Origin of the sequence: Desulfosporosinus meridiei DSM 13257 (assembly GCF_000231385.2) — a bacterium.
GTDB classification, from domain to species: domain Bacteria; phylum Bacillota; class Desulfitobacteriia; order Desulfitobacteriales; family Desulfitobacteriaceae; genus Desulfosporosinus; species Desulfosporosinus meridiei.
On the sequence record NC_018515.1, the window covers coordinates 4,816,347 to 4,832,203 of the forward strand.

A 15,857-nucleotide genomic window follows, 5' to 3' on the forward strand; every position below is an offset into this window, starting at 1 on the left:
GTTGCTGAAAGGAGGAAATTAAATGGAGGATCTAAAATTATTAGGAGAATTTTATTTTAGTCAATTACTTAACAAACCAATTAGAGATGCTGACGGACATCGGGTTGGTCGATTGCTGGATATGGCAATCCGTTGGGATAGCGTCTCTCCTCATGTTACAGGTATTCGTTACACAAAAGGGGCTCATGACTTAATTCCCATTAAGTTAGTGGATTCCTGGGATCATAACGGAATGAGGCTTAATACACTGTTTAATCCCAAATTAACCTGCCCTATACATGAGGATGAAACGTTTATAGGTAAATGGCTGTTAGATAAACAAATCATCGACTTAGAAGGCTCAAGAATAGTACGGGTCAATGACATTTCATTGTCTTGGGTGGCTCGGGAAGGTCACAATTATATTGTTTTAGTAGCAGTAGATATTGGTGTGCGCGGCTTATTCCGAAGATTAGGGGCAGAGTTCTTACTTAGTCGCCTAGATAATAAGTTTGTTGGTTGCCAGTTTATTAAACCTTTGGAAAACAGGACTTCAGCTCTTCAGCTCACTCGTGAAAAAGAGCAGCTTCGTCAACTTCATCCTGCAGATATCGCGGATCTAATAGAAGACATGGACTACAAGCAAAGAGCCGCTTTCCTTGACTCTTTGGATTCTCAACAAGCCATTGATGCGTTAACTGAGATGGAATTGGATGTACAGGTCGAAGTTATTACCCAAATGGATGAGGAACGCGCTTCTGATATTCTAGAGGAAATGCCACCGGATGAAGCAGCTGATATCCTAAGTGAATTATCCTCTGAGAAATCCGAAGAGCTTCTAAGTTTAATGGAGTCGGACGATGCCGAAGATGTTCGCGAATTAATGCAGTACGAAGAAGACACTGCCGGTTCTCTTATGACGACAGAATTTATTGGCTTGCCGATTTGGCTTACTGCTGAACAAGCAATTAATGAATTAAGACGCTTAGCTCCTGAAGCAGAAACTATCTATTATTTATATGTCGTGGATGAGCAAGAAACCTTAGAGGGTGTTCTTTCCCTCCGAGAGCTGATTATTGCCTCCCCTGAAACTACACTTAAAGATTTAATGCATACTAAAGTTGTCAAGATCTCTCCTTACGACGATCACGAGAAGGTGGCCGACACCATTCATAAATATGGTTTACTGGCTGTACCTGTCGTGGATGACCAAGATCATATCTTGGGGATCATCACTGTTGACGATGTCTTAGAACTATTGATGCCCGACCGACCTCGGGTGGAAATTTACTCCACCTTGATTGCCCGCCGGCGCCAAGCGAAAGGAGGGCATAGCGAATGAACTTAAAAGCACGTTTCGCCTTGTTTTTTGCTATCATGGGGCCGGGAATGGTTACTGCCTTTGCTGATAATGATGCCGGTGGAATCGCAACTTATGCTGCAGCAGGGGCTAAATATGGCTACTCCCTTATCTTTACCATGCTTATAAGTACTGTTCTTCTGGCCATAGCTCAAGAAATCTCAGCCCGAACTGGTGCTGTAACCGGCCGTGGACTCTCAGATTTAATCCGGGAAAACTTCGGAGTCAAATGGGCATTTTTTGCAATGAGTGTCCTCTTAATTGCTAATTTGGGAACCACCACCTCTGAATTCTCGGGGATTGCAACAAGCTTCGAAATATTTGGTGTGAATAAATATCTCTCCGTACCGATTATGGCCTTCATAATTTGGTGGCTTGTCATTAAAACAGATTATGCCAAAATGGAGAAAATCCTTCTGTTTTTGTGCTTAACATTTTTTAGTTATGTTATTTCCGGAATTATGGTCAAACCGCCTTGGCCGCATGTCTTCGTCGAATCTATCACTCCCACCCTCTTGGGAACTCCCGCCTTTCTGCTCATGGTTGTCGGAGTCATAGGAACTACGATAACTCCTTGGGGGCAATTCTATGTTCAATCCTCAGTTGTCGATAAGGGAATTACTGCTCAAGATTATCGCTATACCCGTTGGGATGTCTTGATCGGAACCTTCTTTACCGGATTCATTGCCTTCTTTATTATCGTATCCACTGCTGCAACTCTTTTTGCCAATAATATCTCTATAGAAACTGCTAAGGATGCCGCTCTGGCGCTAAAACCTTTGGCCGGAGAATATGCCAGTTTATTGTTTGGCTTTGGCTTACTCGGTGCTTCAATGTTAGCAGCCTTCGTGCTGCCACTCAGTACCGCTTATGCTGTTTGTGAAGCCTTCGGTTTTGAACACGGGATCAGCAAGTCTTATCGAGAAGCCCCGGTATTTTTCAGTCTATATACTATCTTAATTGTTTTAGGAGCAGCTATTGTCTTATGGCCTGGGCTATCCTTATATCATGTCATGTTGACGACTCAAGTGGTTAACGGGGTTCTCTTACCGCCTATTCTTATCTTCATGGTTCTTATCGCCAGCAAAAAAAGCATCATGGGGGAGTATGCTAATTCAACGTTTTTTAATATTATCGCTTGGACATTCACCTTAATCCTTGTTTTACTTTCTCTACTTTTGTTATTATCTACCTTGTTCCCTGAATTAGTTACTAATGCTTTCAGAAGCATAGGATTGTAGTCAACCTTCTAGTTCAATATGTAAGCTTTTTCGAGTATAAAAAATAGGCACCAGGGTGCCTATTTTTTGTGCTTGAGGCAGCTCCTCCAGCAGTGAATACTGTTGATTTTTCCCATTAGCGTATATTCCTATAGTTATCGTTTAATCTACCAACATAGGTAAAAAAAGGAGTGTTCTGTTTATGGGCTTTGGGCAATTGACAGTAGAGCTGATCTTTGGTTTTTTTAGCTTATTACTAGTTACGAGATTTTTAGGTAAAACTCAAATCACACAACTTACTGCTTTTGATTTTATTTCAGCTCTGATCATGGGTGAGCTTCTAGGGAATGCCATCTATGACGACGACACCGGCGTAGTAAAGATCTTTTATGCCATTACTGTTTGGGGACTCCTGATCTTTGCAATTCAAATTCTGGGTCAAAAATCTATTTTCTTTAGAAACCTTCTAGAGGGTACACCTTCTCTAGTCATTCAAAAGGGAGTCATTAACCGTCAAGCCCTTAAAAAAAACCGTATGAACATTAATGAACTACTTAATCTGCTAAGGATTAAAGATGTTTTTTCTGTTCGAGAAGTTGAATATGCTATCCTCGAAGCAAATGGGTCTTTGACTCTTTTAAGAAAACCTGAATTTGATACCCCGACACTAAGTGATCTTAAAATTCCTTTTCAAAGCAAATCACTACCCAAGCTTCTTGTAAGTGATGGAATAATACTTTCACATGAGTTACAAGAAGCTAACTTAAGTGAATCTTGGCTTAGAAATGAGTTGGAAATGCAGGGCTATAGCGATATTAACAATATTTTCTATGCAGAATGGAGAGAGGAAGATGGATTATTTGTTATTGAAAAGTAATTATTATAAATTTTCTATTGATTTATGGGGATTGCCTTCACCATGCGGAACAAGCCTACATATGCTGTTATTAAACTATTAAAACGTCGGGAAACAAAATGGATAAGGGGGCAACTCAAATTCGTCAGTACTGACGAATTTGACCCTACTACTAGAGGATTCGTTATCCACTAACCTTTCACTGATTAAGAAAATACCCACAAAATCCAGTGCTATTTAATCACAAAGTTGCTTTTCATCCTGGTAGTTGGGGATATCGAACATTCCAATACGCTTAAAGTAATACAGACTTTGAGTCTCTTGCTGCTGTATTCCGCCATATTCTTCGCAGACTCTTATAGTTTTTTCCATCGCACGGTTCCGGCCACGCCATAATTTATCGTAGATGCAATATTCTACGATAAATTAGGTGCCTTCACTTTTTTATTTCTAATTATTTAATATTGGGTCAACTTACAAGCGTTTTGAGGTATAATAAATATAATTTGGTTGTATGACCTTTTATCGAAAACTGCGGTCCATTGAAAGGGATGATCTTTTGAATTTCTCGGCATCCGAACTAATTTCCTTTATGGGGTTAGTAACTATACTAGTTATGATTCCTGGTCCAAATACTATATTAGTCACCCAATCAGTTAGTCTATACGGTAAGAAAGCGGGACTCTATAACGTAGTTGGCTTTATTTCCGGTCTTTACGTTCACGCTATTCTCTTTTCCATAGGTCTATCAATATTGATCATTAAATCATCAGAGATATTTCAGACAGTTAAACTTTTAGGTGCAGGATACCTCGCAACTCTTGGGGCAATTAGCTTATATTCTGCTTATAAAAATGATTTAAAAGATATTGATGATGTGCCCGGTAGAAGTGATACTACTCATCAATACAGTACTGAAGCAATAATAAAGTCTTTTCTCAAAGGTTTTACTTCTAGCGTCACAAATCCTAAGGCGGCCTTATTTTTCATATCTTTTTTCCCTCAGTTTATTCACAACTATTCTAATGTATTAGTTCAATCGTTATCTTTGACAATGTTATATTCAATTGTGTCTTTAGCTTGGTATTCTTTACTTATCTTCTTCATTCATAGATGTAGCAAGGTTTTCAAAAGCAGCAGAGTCCAAAGAAGAATAAAAATCATAACCGGTTTTATTTTCCTTGGCTTAGGGTTTAAATTAGCTACCCAAAAATAATGTATCTAAAATTTCAGAAGCATGAAATCTTTAGATGACCTGTAGCTATTAGGGCAAACATATCTCGTTGTCAACTTTTCAAGTTGTTGTTCTACTCTATGTATGGCTTTGTGTTTCCGCTCCAATGCAGACAGCTTTTACCATTTATCGAATTTATATAGTAAAGTCAGAGCCGTCACAAGGCTTGGCAATTAATTCTAAAGTCAGTCAAATAAAGCGCTGAGGTTTGTTATGCTCCCCATAAGGTAGACAGGTTAAATAAAAAACCGACTACCAGAAGGGGAGCATTTTTACGTCTAAACGATGCAAATTCACAGCAGAGGAAAAGAATAACATTTTGAAGGCTTACGAGAACGGAGCAACACTCCGTGAAATGACAGGTACCGTCAAGAGTTTTTCGCAAATTAGTTTCCGCTTGGTATGATAGCAAGGTCTATCTCCCGTGACCCAATAGCTGACTTGACATGGGGGCGAGGATGCTACCCTTAATCAAGGGATGGGGCTTACCCAAAAGAAATACATCCTAATGAGCCTCAGCCCTCGACCCATTGAAGCATCCGAGCAGGGTCCCATGTCAAGTCGACCCCAGAGATTCAATCGTCAATTAACCGGCTATTTGGTTTTTTTCTTTGTTCATTTCTTCAAGATGTTTCATGCTCATATACATTTTTGTTCCCCAAGCTTTACTGGCTACATGTCGCAATCTAGCGCACACAAGCATCAATGCCGAGTTTCCGTCAGGAAATGTACCAACGACTCGAGTTCTCCGACGAATTTCCCGATTTAATCGTTCGATGACATTGTTACTCCGCAGCTTTGTCCAGTGTACTTGTGGAAAATCCATGTAGGTTAGTGTTTCTACGATACTGTCTTCGACCTTCTTTGCCGCTTCTTTCAGCTTCATGTCTTTGAGTTTGACTACAACTGCTGCTGCCTTTTCTTTGGCCGCAGCTTTATCCTCCTGAGCATGAATTGCCTTCAACATAGCAATCATTAATAAAATTCTGTTTTAGGAGGAATGTTTACCTAACATGTGGAATATCGAAAAATATAAGATTAAATTTTTAATGCAAGGAAGTGTCTAAAAATGGCAATTATTGACGTAATAAAGTATAATGGCGGATCCGACGTCTTCGCTTGGAAATATCCAAGTGAAGAAATTGGCACATGGACGCAACTGATAGTAAATGAGTCGCAAGAGGCAATTTTATATAAAGGTGGACAGGCTTTAGATTTATTTACAAGCGGTCGACATACATTAGAAACAGCAAATATACCTTTATTGAATAATTTAATTAACTTACCTTTTGGAGGAAGGTCTCCTTTTGCGGCAGAGGTTTGGTACATAAATAAAATATTTTCGCTTGATATTAAGTGGGGAACTCCTACACCAATTCAATTGCAAGACCCTAAGTATAAAGTGTTTGTACCGCTTCGTTCTTTTGGACAATTCGGAATACAAATAGAAGATTCAAGAAAATTTCTCATGAAGTTGGTAGGAACTTTGCCGATATTTGATAAAGACAATATTACCAAGTATTTCAGAGGACTTTATTTGACGAAAGTAAAGGATGCCATTTCATTTTATATTATGAAACAGCAAGTAAGTGTCCTTGAAATTAATGCCTATCTTGATGAATTATCTGAGCATTTAAAAGAGAGAATGTTTCCGACTTTAGAAGAATACGGAATAAGATTGGTTAATTTTTATGTTAATGACATCAGTGTACCGGAAGATGATTCGGCCGTAATGAAATTGAAAGAGGCCCTTGCCAAAAAAGCAGAAATGAATATCGTTGGATACAATTATGTACAAGAGCGTTCATTTGACACTTTGGAAGGCGCTGCAACAAATCCAAGTTCAGGTCAAGCAGGATTAATGGGAGCGGGAATAGGACTTGGTATGGGTGTAGGTATCGGAGGAAATTTCGGACAACAAATGGGAGGAATTGCACAAACTATAAATACAAGAGTAATGAAAAAATGTCCTATCTGTAGTACCGACATAGAAGTAGATAAAAGATTTTGCGGTAACTGTAGTTTTGATACAAGCGCTAATGAAGCTCAAGGAAATTCCAATAATGTCACCTGCAGTAATTGCGGTTACGAATTTTCAAAAAATATGAAATTCTGCCCGGAATGTGGGGATACATATAAACCTTGTACCTTTTGTGGGGCTGATTTAAAAGAAGCTGCTACTAAATGTCATGTTTGCGGAAATGAGATGCCGAAGCCTTGTACGAAGTGTGGAGCTTTAATTCCTAACAATAATATCAAGTTTTGTCCAGAATGCGGAGAATCGCAAGTTAAAAAATGTTCAAATTGTGGCAATATAATTCTAGGCACCCCAAAGTTTTGCTCAGAATGTGGAACTAAAATTTAAGAGGTGATTTAAAATGAATATACGCACAAAGATATCTTTGAGTATATCTATCGGTTTTATAGTAATTGCGACTACTTTAGCGATTTTTTTCTTAGGTGATTCAATTTATAGTAAAACTAATTTGGAGTGGCTATCCCTTGCATTTGTTATATTATCTGAGATCGCTTTGTTTGCAGGAACAACGATAATGTCACTACAAGTTTCACCAACAAATAAAATGCTTATTCGTTCAGGAATGATTTCCACACTTTTTATTTATTGGGTAATTACTGTTGTTTGTGCTTTTTTTAAAAACATTTTTATTGATAACCTCAAGGGATATATCGTATTGCAAATAATCATCATTGCTATAACTGCGATTATAATTATTTTATTAAATTCGCTTGCAACAAGAGTTAGGCATGTTGATGAAAGAATAGTTCACTCAAAGGGACTAATGGATGATTGTCAAAAACGATTATTTGGTTTGAAATCAAATAATCGATATACACAATTTCAAAAACCTTTAAATGATATATATGAAATGTTAAAATACGGAGACAAAATCGGATCAAGCACTGTAGATACTGAAATCTCAAATGAGATTACTAATTTAGAAAAAGCTTTAGCAAATAAGGAAGCTCCCTTAACCTCCAATACAGATACAATTGTCGGTAATATCAAATTCTTAATAAAACGAAGAAATATGGAATTATCACAAGCAAAGAGAGGGAGCTATTAAATGAATTTTTCAAAGGCTGCAATAGTATCTCACATGATTTTAGGGAAAATTTTTAGCATTATCGGGTATACAGTTGGTTCGTTCTTTCTGTTATGCTGTTTTATATTTGTTAGTGACAATGATATGCCTGCCTCTCATAGAACCGCAGCTATAATTTTCTGTTTAATAATAATTGGAATTTCAATAATATTAATAATTAAGGGTGCTAAAATCAAACGCCTTATTGGTAGATTTAAAACTTATGTTAACCTTATATCAATAGAAAACATTACATCTATAGAAACCATTGCTTCTAGAACATCACAATCTATTGATTTCGTGAATGCTGATATGAAAATAATGATAGATAGAAAGTTTTTTGAAAATGCGTACTTAGACACAAAAACAAATGAGATAATTATTAGCAAACAGAATGCTACAACACCACAGTCATCTAATAATGTTCAAGCTATTACTACTGAGATCGAGACGGTAATATGTTCAGGTTGCGGTGCTTTAAATTCTAGGCAAAAAGGTTTAACGAGTAGTTGTGAATATTGTGGCTCACCATTGAAATAGCGTTTGATTAAAATTTGACACAAACTGAATTCACGCTATATCAAAGATAGAGGGACTATGAAAATAGAGGTGGATTTTATATGGAAAATGGATCAGAAAATCAAAAACTAAGTGCCCTTTATTCGTGGTGGGCAATTATATTATTTTTATTTTTATTTTTTCCCATCGGACTTTATTTGATATTTAAACGTATCTCACTGGATAAAAAAACGCTTTATCCTTATAGCATAGCAAAAGTAATAGGTTGGATATTTGTTTTTATTGGTAGTACGGGTGTCATATCCACATATAGTAGCACGTCTCAGAATTTTGTAGGAAAAACAGCCGCAATTATGTTTTTGATAGGCGGTATTACGTTAATTATATGGGGCGTAAAATTGCAGAAACAATCGTTAAGGTATAGTAAATATAGTGCTCTTATTATCGATCAAAATATATCAAGTTTAGATAATATTGCAAGCGCAACATCATTGAATTACGATGAAGTAAAAAAGGATTTGCAAAAAATGCTTAGTAAAAACTATTTTATCGGTGCTTACATTAATGAATCTTCAGGAGAAATTTTATTACCCAAGTCAAAAGCCAATAGAACTTACAATCAGTCATCCTCTGAAAAAGTACCCATCGTTTGTAAAAGCTGTGGTGCAAATAATATAGTGATTGCAGGAAGAGTTAGTGAATGTGAGTATTGTGGTTCACCTATAAATTGAAATACATAACTTCAAGAGTTCCTTTAGTCGCCATAAGCTTGATATGGTCATTCTTAATTTCAGTGACTTCCTCAGCTCTTAATCCTTCTGAAAGACTTAAAACGATCAGTAAGACAATTGGTACCGTCAAGAGTTTTTCGCAAATTAGTTTCCGCTTGGTATGATAGCAAGGTCTATCTCCCGTGACCCAATAGCTGACTTGACATGGGGGCGAGGATGCTACCCTTAATCAAGGGATGGGGCTTACCCAAAAGAAATACATCCTATGAGCCTCAGCCCTCGACCCATTGAAGCATCCGAGCTGGGTCCCATGTCAAGTCGACCCCAGAGATTCAATCGTCAATTAACCGGCTATTTGGTTTTTTTCTTTGTTCATTTCTTCAAGATGTTTCATGCTCATATACATTTTTGTTCCTCAAGCTTTACTGGCTACATGTCGCAATCTAGCGCACACAAGCATCAATGCCGAGTTTCCGTCAGGAAATGTACCAACGACTCGAGTTCTCCGACGAATTTCCCGATTTAATCGTTCGATGACATTGTTACTCCGCAGCTTTATCCTCCTGAGCATGAATTGCCTTCAACATAGCTGCGACTTCCTTCGTCTTCGATCGAGGTGTTACTGAAAACACATTTCGATAAAAATGGACATTACATCGCTGGAATTTTGCTTCAGGAAAGGTTTCATTCACTGCCTCCAGGAGTCCCAGGCATTTGTCTCCAATCACCAATTGGACTCCGGAAAGGCCACGCTCTTTTAAGCTTTTAAGGAACTCATGCCAACTGGCCTTGTCTTCTTTCATTCCTTCGGAGGCACCAATGACTTCTCGATAACCGTCTTCATTGACTGCCATAGCAATTAAGATAGCCACATTCTCATACTCTCCGCCCCAGTTGCGTTTGAGGTAGATACCATCAACATAGACATAGGGATACTTACCCTGCAGAGGCCGTTTACGCCACGTGTCTATGTGCCCATAGACTTTTTTATTAAGCTGGCTGACTGTCCCGGCGGATACTTTAGTTCCCCACAGGGCTTCAGTGATGTCCTCAACTCGACGAACTGAAACACCGGCTAAATACATCTCAATCAAAGCTTCTTCAACGGAGCTTTCTCGTCGGCGGTATCGTTCGATAATGGCTGTTTCAAAGGCAACTCCTTTAAGCTTAGGCATTTTCAACTTAACCTCCCCAGAGGTAGTGGTTAGATTTCGCTCGTAATGACCCGATCGGTACCCTTTACGATCCTCAGTACGTTCATATCGACCGGCATTCGTCAGCTCATTAGCTTCCTGATCCAGAAGGTTATTAAGAGTTTCCTCAACACTATGACGGACGAGTTCCTTTAACTCCTGCTTTATGACGCCTTCATTTAAGTGTATAATTTTCTCAGACATAGTCGCAACCCCTTTCTTGGTAGATTTGGTGTGGTAACTTTATCTTTCCAAGCGGTTGCTTCTATGTCCTTCTTTTTTGGGAACATAATTTTCTATTTGCGAAATTTATAATACCTTATCTGTCAAATCTGGGACGGTATGAACTGCAGCCTGCAACGCGATAGGAGGAAATAGGCAATGGGTGAAGAAAAGCCAAAGAAGAAAAAGAAGAAGGCGGGCAAACGGGGCAATAACGAAGGAACTATTTATGAGCGTTCAGACGGTCGCTGGACTGCCCAAGTTATTACCGGCTATGACAACTTAGGAAAGCCTAAACGCAAGACAGTCTATGGAAAAGGTCGTCAAGAAGTGGCTGAAAAACTTAAAACACTTTTACATGAAATCCAAACAGGAAGCTATGTTCAACCTACTAAAGTGATCTTTGGGGACTGGTTATTGAAATGGCTTAAAGCCTATAAGGAACCCAATGTAAAACCTGAAACTTATGTAGACTACATTGATTTAGCCAATAAGCATATCCTGCCCCGTCTAGGCGATATCCCCCTGCAAAGCATAGATTCTATTACTATCCAAGAATTCTATAATTATAAGGGTAAATTTGGCCGTCTGGATGGCAAACCAGGAGGCCTTTCACCTCGCCGCTTACATATGATGCACCAGCTTATCAATGGGGCCTTAATGAAGGCTGTAAAGGGTCGTATGATTCGTTTCAACCCCGCAGATGATATAGAATTGCCCAGCATTGAACATGAAGAATTTCAAACTTTTAGTATAGATGAGGTTAACCAATACCTTGAAGCACTTCAACAGGATAGATTGTATGCTCTTTTCCTATTAGAATTAACCACCGGCCTGCGAAGAGGCGAGATTTTGGGAATACCAAGAGACAAATTCAATCCAAACAAGGACGAAATTGAGATAGTTCAGACACTTAAGCGTAAGAAACTTGATGGAGAAGAGAAATCCCAACTCATATTCTCTACTCCCAAGACTAAAAAAAGCAAACGAAAGATTCCCCTTCTTCCAGAAGTGATCAAGCAAATTATTAAGTTCCAAGCAACTCAACGCCAGGAAAGACTATTTTTTGGCCCCAAATACCGAGATTGTGGATTGTTATTCACAAGTGAAGTAGGGACTCCCATTGAGCCGCGTAATCTCAATCGTAAGCACTATTCAATCTTACAAAAGGCCGAGCTTAAGCATATACGGGTACATGATCTACGCCACACGGTAGCTTCTCTGCTGCTTGACGATGGAGTAAACCCATCCAACGTGAGTGATATCCTTGGGCATACTAAAACCAGTACCACATTAGATATTTACGGACACAGCTCTACCCATGGCAAAGAAAGAGCCATCGCGCGTTTAGGAGATCTCCTAAAATCAGCTCGATAAAACCACAAAAGATCGGTCAACCCGATCTTTTCTATTTTGCATCATATTTTTCCCCGTTGCAGTAAAATTGCAGTCAAAAGGATTTTGATATACAGTTGCAGTAAATATAAAACACCGCAATCCCTTGCGGTGTCTACGTTTTCTTATGGAGCGGACGACGAGATTCGAACTCGCGATCCTCGGCTTGGGAAGCCAATGCTCTACCGCTGAGCCACGTCCGCATTATATTGGAGAGTTTGTCCTTTTTATCATTGGACACCTTTTTCCTGACAAAGAGAATTATAAGCGGAAAGCTCGAATATGTCAACTTCTAATGCCAAAGGTTATTATACTACCGGGAAACCGATATATTCCGATATGTATCCGATTTGCTGATCTGTAAGAGAATCAAACTCGGAGTTTTTAGCTGCAGTAAATACGCAAGTTCCCATGATCCAACCTAGCCGGTCATCATAGAAATTCCTTCCTAGTTCTTGGCTTTCACCTTTCTCATTACAGATACACACAATGTTGTCTGTTATAGGTACGATTTCAATAGACTCTCCAACTATTTCTTGGAAGTCTTCAAACGCACCTTCAATTTCCTTCAACTGTAAAGGCTGATTGATCGGTTCTCTTACTAATACTCTCAATCTAACTACCTCCTCTATTTTACTATGGACTCAGATATAGAGTCACTTCAGGTAAGAATACCTCAATATTCATAAATATTCTACCCTTAGTAAAATAAAAGAACCTCCAGAACTTTAGTTAACCTTGAAAGGAGTCTGCCCAATTTGCGAGCTCCCCTCTAAAGTTCTTGGATAATGTTAAAATTTTACAATATGGTTGGCTTCTGAAATGCTCCATGTAAGGTACAAAACCGCTTTTAGCAGCTGGAATATCAATTTGGCCCGAATGTCCGATACATATGACTTTGCATGAATCATGTACTCGAGTAAATATCTTTCTTAGTTCTTGCACGGTGAAATTTTGGCATTCATCTATAATAATCGTCATATCTTTAAGATTAGTTCCCCTAAGAAAAAGCGGAGTTTTAGGATAACACCAAATACTATCCATTACACGCTTCATACTTACCTTTCTACGTATAGCTTCGTTCACTAACGCCTCTTCATTATAAACACATTGAGCTGGGTTCTCATTTATTTCTAATAAAGCATCTATCAAGGGTTGATGATAAATGCTTTCCTTCTCAGACTGAGTCCCAGGTCTAAAACCCATTGCGGATTCTTGGACTGGATTAAAAATATATGTAAGTGGCTGCTTAAAAAGCTTAGCACATGCAACCGCCAAAGTTGTTTTTCCAGTTCCCGCCTTAGCATTAACCATTACTAATTGATAATCAAATATTGCATCAACATATTCACGTTGTTCTGCCGTCAGTCTAGGTGCAAACCCAAACAACAAGTTATTCTCCGCTAATGGCATAGTCCTCACCATCCTTTTGTGAATCCTTAAGTCCTCTGTTCCTGTTATTGTTAATTCATCCACAATAACTGACAATTCATTTTCTAGTATTTCTAAAAATGTTAACTTAATTCAATAGCATTTGCAATCTATAACTCTTAGACAACCTTCACAAATAATAAATAAACAAAAAAAGTCCTGATATTTCCTCGCAGGAAATTTACAGAACCTTAGGTTTCTCTCTATAATTATGACCTTAACTAACTACATCCAAATGATGGTGCCTCAGGACGGAATCGAACCGCCGACACGAGGATTTTCAGTCCTCTGCTCTACCGACTGAGCTACCGAGGCAAACAAATTGGTGACCCGTACGGGATTCGAACCCGTGTAACCGCCGTGAAAGGGCGGTGTCTTAGACCGCTTGACCAACGGGCCATTATAGTTTGTGAGGCATTTAAAAGGCGCTCACAAATATGAATATTACACTAAGTATCTACTTTTGTCAACACTAATTCTTTAATTCTTATAGTTTATTTGGCAAATTTCTTACGCTTAGAAAAGCCTCTTTATTTTAAAGATAAAACTATCAAATTTATTATACCTTTATAGGTTTTCGCACTACCAATTTAAGGAGTCTCTTACATTTAAGAGGGTTTATATCATTTTGGTAATGATTAAAAACAACCACATTGAGAATAAAGAAATGCAAACTTCAAGTCTACAGGACGCCCCCACTATAGATTATAGAATGGGGGCGCTAAAAGGCTAGGCCGTCTTATAACTCATTTCACTGAAACTTATTAGTCTACACTAAATTTCTTTAAAGTTTCCTGCAACTCTTCCGCCATATTAGCCAACACCTGGCTGGAAGAGGCAATTTCCTCCACCGAGGCTGATTGTTCCTCTGTGGCTGCCGATACGGTTTGGGTCTGTCCCGTAATTTCTTTACTCGTCTCATAGATCTCCGAAACCGAGGCGACTATTCTTTCACTGCCTACAGCCATTTGTTGAATTTCTTCAGAGATTTCTTCAATCTGAGCGGTTACGACATTAATTAAACCCGTTATTTCGCTAAATGCTTGTCCTGCAGTTTCTGCTACCTCTGTTCCCAATTTGACTTGATGGGTTCCTTCACTAATCGATAACACAGCCTTTTGTGTATCTTGCTGGATACCCGTAATTAGTGTCGCAATTTGCTTTGAGGCTTCTTGAGATTGTTCTGCTAGCTTTCTTACCTCGTCTGCAACCACCGCAAAACCACGGCCCTGTTCGCCCGCTCGTGCTGCTTCAATGGCTGCATTCAAGGCCAGAAGATTGGTCTGGGCAGCGATACCGGAAATGGTATCAACAATTTGTCCGATCTCCTTAGAACGCTCTCCTAAGTTCGTAACCATATCGGCTGATCCGGTAACCGTTCTTTCAATGTTCATCATTTGTTGTATCGTCTTATCGATCGCCTGACTTCCTTCAGACGCTGAGTGTGCAGTCCTTTCCGATGACTTTACCACTGTTTTCGCATTCTCCAACATATGCTGGATTCCTGCTGACATCTCTTCGACGCTTGCTGATGTCTCATTGACGGCAGTCAGCTGTTTCTCAGCACCTAAAGATACCTCCGTTATGGCTACCGCCACTTGGTGCGACGCTTGAGCAGATTGCTCCGCTCCCAGACTCAACTGCTGAGATGAGGCAGCAACTTGCTTGGAAGACGATGATATATGGTCAACCAGCTCGATTAAGTTTTCCGTCATTGTTTTAAAGGCTTTGCCCAGTTGACCTAACTCATCTTTAGAATTAATACTAAGATTCTCAACCTTGAGGTTTCCTTTGGCAATTTCATCAGCATTTTTTGCTATTGCTACAATATTATTTGTGATCTTCTTACTTAACATAGTCCCTAGAACGAGCGATATTCCTATAGCAACGAGCATGGATACTAGCGTAAAAATTATATCTCGTTTAGCCTTTTGTTCCAATTCAAGTTGTTTGACTTCAACAAGTTTATCAATATTATCTACCCAATTCCCAGTCCCGATTACCCAATTATAGGGTTCAAATAGCAAGGTGTAACTTCTCTTTGGCAAAGGCTCTGTTTCATTCGGCTTAGCAAATGTATAATCTGTATAACCACCACTAACTTGAGTTCCATTCTTTATGAACTCCTGAACAAAGGATACTCCGGCGCTATCTTTGGCTTCATAGCGGGATTTACCTTCAGTATCTCTTCCCAGCAGAACAACGTTTATCCCCTCTGTGGTATCCACCCAAAAATAATTTTCTCCATCAAAGCGCAAATTTCTTACTAAATCCGCCGCTTTCTTTTTCGCTTCTTCTGGAGTCAGTTCTCCCTTTTGCTGACTATTATAAACATCCTGTACTAGGCTGTGGGCAGTCTGTACCTGAAGCATAATCGTCCGATCGAATTGATCGTACAAGGTAGTTCGATACTGTTCAAGATTAGCTTTTTCCGCAACTAGTAAATTATAAATGCTGTACCCGCCGAGAATGGAACCCATTATTAGGGCCAATGTTACTAACATAAGAATAATTCGGTATTTAATCTTTGTCATCTCTATATATCCCCTTCATCCAAATAATTTGAGTCCATTACCTAATAAAAGAAAAAACCGCCCCCTTTAGACAAGGCGC

Annotated in this window: 12 protein-coding genes, 3 tRNA genes and 2 pseudogenes; 9 read left to right on the top strand and 8 right to left on the bottom strand. The window is 39.0% G+C overall.

Going from position 1 to position 15,857, the window contains the following annotated elements; genetic code table 11:
* Positions 1–22: 22 nt before the first annotated feature.
* From DESMER_RS22200 to DESMER_RS22215, 4 genes are all read left to right on the top strand, one after another.
* The gene (locus tag DESMER_RS22200; RefSeq protein ID WP_014905315.1) at positions 23–1,321 is read left to right on the top strand and encodes a magnesium transporter; all 1,299 of its coding nucleotides are present in this window, start codon (positions 23–25) and stop codon (positions 1,319–1,321) included.
* Complete coding sequence (locus tag DESMER_RS22205; RefSeq protein ID WP_014905316.1) at positions 1,318–2,580, top strand: Nramp family divalent metal transporter; 1,263 nt, start codon at positions 1,318–1,320, stop codon at positions 2,578–2,580. The genes DESMER_RS22200 and DESMER_RS22205 overlap by 4 nt, the downstream gene beginning before the upstream one ends.
* Before the next feature lie 181 nt (positions 2,581–2,761).
* Positions 2,762–3,436, top strand: a complete 675-nt coding sequence (locus tag DESMER_RS22210; RefSeq protein WP_014905317.1) for a DUF421 domain-containing protein — start codon at positions 2,762–2,764, stop codon at positions 3,434–3,436.
* A gap of 538 nt (positions 3,437–3,974) precedes the next feature.
* Positions 3,975–4,631, top strand: a complete 657-nt coding sequence (locus DESMER_RS22215; protein WP_158405977.1) for a LysE family translocator — start codon at positions 3,975–3,977, stop codon at positions 4,629–4,631.
* Between the two features lie 604 nt (positions 4,632–5,235).
* Here DESMER_RS22215 and DESMER_RS22220 read toward each other — a convergent pair.
* Positions 5,236–5,640, bottom strand: a pseudogene (locus DESMER_RS22220) (transposase); the annotation flags it as partial.
* 78 nt (positions 5,641–5,718) lie between these two features.
* On the opposite strand from DESMER_RS22220, the gene DESMER_RS22225 reads away from it, so the two are divergent.
* The 4 genes from DESMER_RS22225 to DESMER_RS22240 all read left to right on the top strand — a co-directional run bounded on the left by DESMER_RS22225 (position 5,719) and on the right by DESMER_RS22240 (position 9,003).
* On the top strand, positions 5,719–7,014 hold the full coding sequence (locus DESMER_RS22225) for an SPFH domain-containing protein (RefSeq protein ID WP_014905319.1): 1,296 nt from the start codon (positions 5,719–5,721) through the stop codon (positions 7,012–7,014).
* 13 nt (positions 7,015–7,027) lie between these two features.
* Positions 7,028–7,735 carry a hypothetical protein gene (locus DESMER_RS22230; protein WP_014905320.1) on the top strand — a complete coding sequence of 236 codons (708 nt, stop codon included), beginning with the start codon at positions 7,028–7,030 and terminating at the stop codon, positions 7,733–7,735.
* On the top strand, positions 7,736–8,293 hold the full coding sequence (locus DESMER_RS22235; protein WP_014905321.1) for a hypothetical protein: 558 nt from the start codon (positions 7,736–7,738) through the stop codon (positions 8,291–8,293).
* Positions 8,294–8,373: 80 nt separating this feature from the next.
* Complete coding sequence (locus tag DESMER_RS22240) at positions 8,374–9,003, top strand: hypothetical protein (protein ID WP_014905322.1); 630 nt, start codon at positions 8,374–8,376, stop codon at positions 9,001–9,003.
* Between the two features lie 343 nt (positions 9,004–9,346).
* On the opposite strand, the pseudogene DESMER_RS22245 reads toward DESMER_RS22240, so the two are convergent.
* A pseudogene (locus tag DESMER_RS22245) lies at positions 9,347–10,400 on the bottom strand (IS256 family transposase).
* Positions 10,401–10,577: 177 nt separating this feature from the next.
* On the opposite strand from DESMER_RS22245, the gene DESMER_RS22250 reads away from it, so the two are divergent.
* On the top strand, positions 10,578–11,795 hold the full coding sequence (locus DESMER_RS22250; RefSeq protein ID WP_014905323.1) for a tyrosine-type recombinase/integrase: 1,218 nt from the start codon (positions 10,578–10,580) through the stop codon (positions 11,793–11,795).
* A gap of 146 nt (positions 11,796–11,941) precedes the next feature.
* On the opposite strand, the gene DESMER_RS22255 is transcribed toward DESMER_RS22250, so the two are convergent.
* The 6 genes from DESMER_RS22255 to DESMER_RS22280 all read right to left on the bottom strand — a co-directional run bounded on the left by DESMER_RS22255 (position 11,942) and on the right by DESMER_RS22280 (position 15,778).
* Positions 11,942–12,016: transfer RNA gene (locus DESMER_RS22255), tRNA-Gly, on the bottom strand.
* A gap of 105 nt (positions 12,017–12,121) precedes the next feature.
* A complete protein-coding gene (locus DESMER_RS22260; protein ID WP_014905324.1) occupies positions 12,122–12,427 on the bottom strand; it encodes a DUF3846 domain-containing protein in 306 nt (101 codons plus the stop codon).
* 118 nt (positions 12,428–12,545) lie between these two features.
* The gene (locus DESMER_RS22265) at positions 12,546–13,226 is read right to left on the bottom strand and encodes a PhoH family protein (RefSeq protein ID WP_014905325.1); all 681 of its coding nucleotides are present in this window, start codon (positions 13,224–13,226) and stop codon (positions 12,546–12,548) included.
* A gap of 257 nt (positions 13,227–13,483) precedes the next feature.
* A tRNA-Phe gene (locus DESMER_RS22270) sits at positions 13,484–13,559 on the bottom strand.
* Positions 13,560–13,567: 8 nt separating this feature from the next.
* Positions 13,568–13,643, bottom strand: a tRNA-Glu gene (locus DESMER_RS22275).
* Between the two features lie 365 nt (positions 13,644–14,008).
* On the bottom strand, positions 14,009–15,778 hold the full coding sequence (locus tag DESMER_RS22280) for a methyl-accepting chemotaxis protein (RefSeq protein WP_014905326.1): 1,770 nt from the start codon (positions 15,776–15,778) through the stop codon (positions 14,009–14,011).
* Positions 15,779–15,857: the final 79 nt, after the last annotated feature.

Coding starts and splice junctions, on each gene's coding strand:
- DESMER_RS22200 (WP_014905315.1), top strand. CDS start 23: ATGGAGGATCTAAAATTATTAGGAGAATTTTATTTTAGTCAATTACTT.
- DESMER_RS22205 (WP_014905316.1), top strand. CDS start 1,318: ATGAACTTAAAAGCACGTTTCGCCTTGTTTTTTGCTATCATGGGGCCG.
- DESMER_RS22210 (WP_014905317.1), top strand. CDS start 2,762: ATGGGCTTTGGGCAATTGACAGTAGAGCTGATCTTTGGTTTTTTTAGC.
- DESMER_RS22225 (WP_014905319.1), top strand. CDS start 5,719: ATGGCAATTATTGACGTAATAAAGTATAATGGCGGATCCGACGTCTTC.
- DESMER_RS22230 (WP_014905320.1), top strand. CDS start 7,028: ATGAATATACGCACAAAGATATCTTTGAGTATATCTATCGGTTTTATA.
- DESMER_RS22235 (WP_014905321.1), top strand. CDS start 7,736: ATGAATTTTTCAAAGGCTGCAATAGTATCTCACATGATTTTAGGGAAA.
- DESMER_RS22240 (WP_014905322.1), top strand. CDS start 8,374: ATGGAAAATGGATCAGAAAATCAAAAACTAAGTGCCCTTTATTCGTGG.
- DESMER_RS22250 (WP_014905323.1), top strand. CDS start 10,578: ATGGGTGAAGAAAAGCCAAAGAAGAAAAAGAAGAAGGCGGGCAAACGG.
- DESMER_RS22265 (WP_014905325.1), bottom strand. CDS start 13,226: ATGCCATTAGCGGAGAATAACTTGTTGTTTGGGTTTGCACCTAGACTG.
- DESMER_RS22280 (WP_014905326.1), bottom strand. CDS start 15,778: ATGACAAAGATTAAATACCGAATTATTCTTATGTTAGTAACATTGGCC.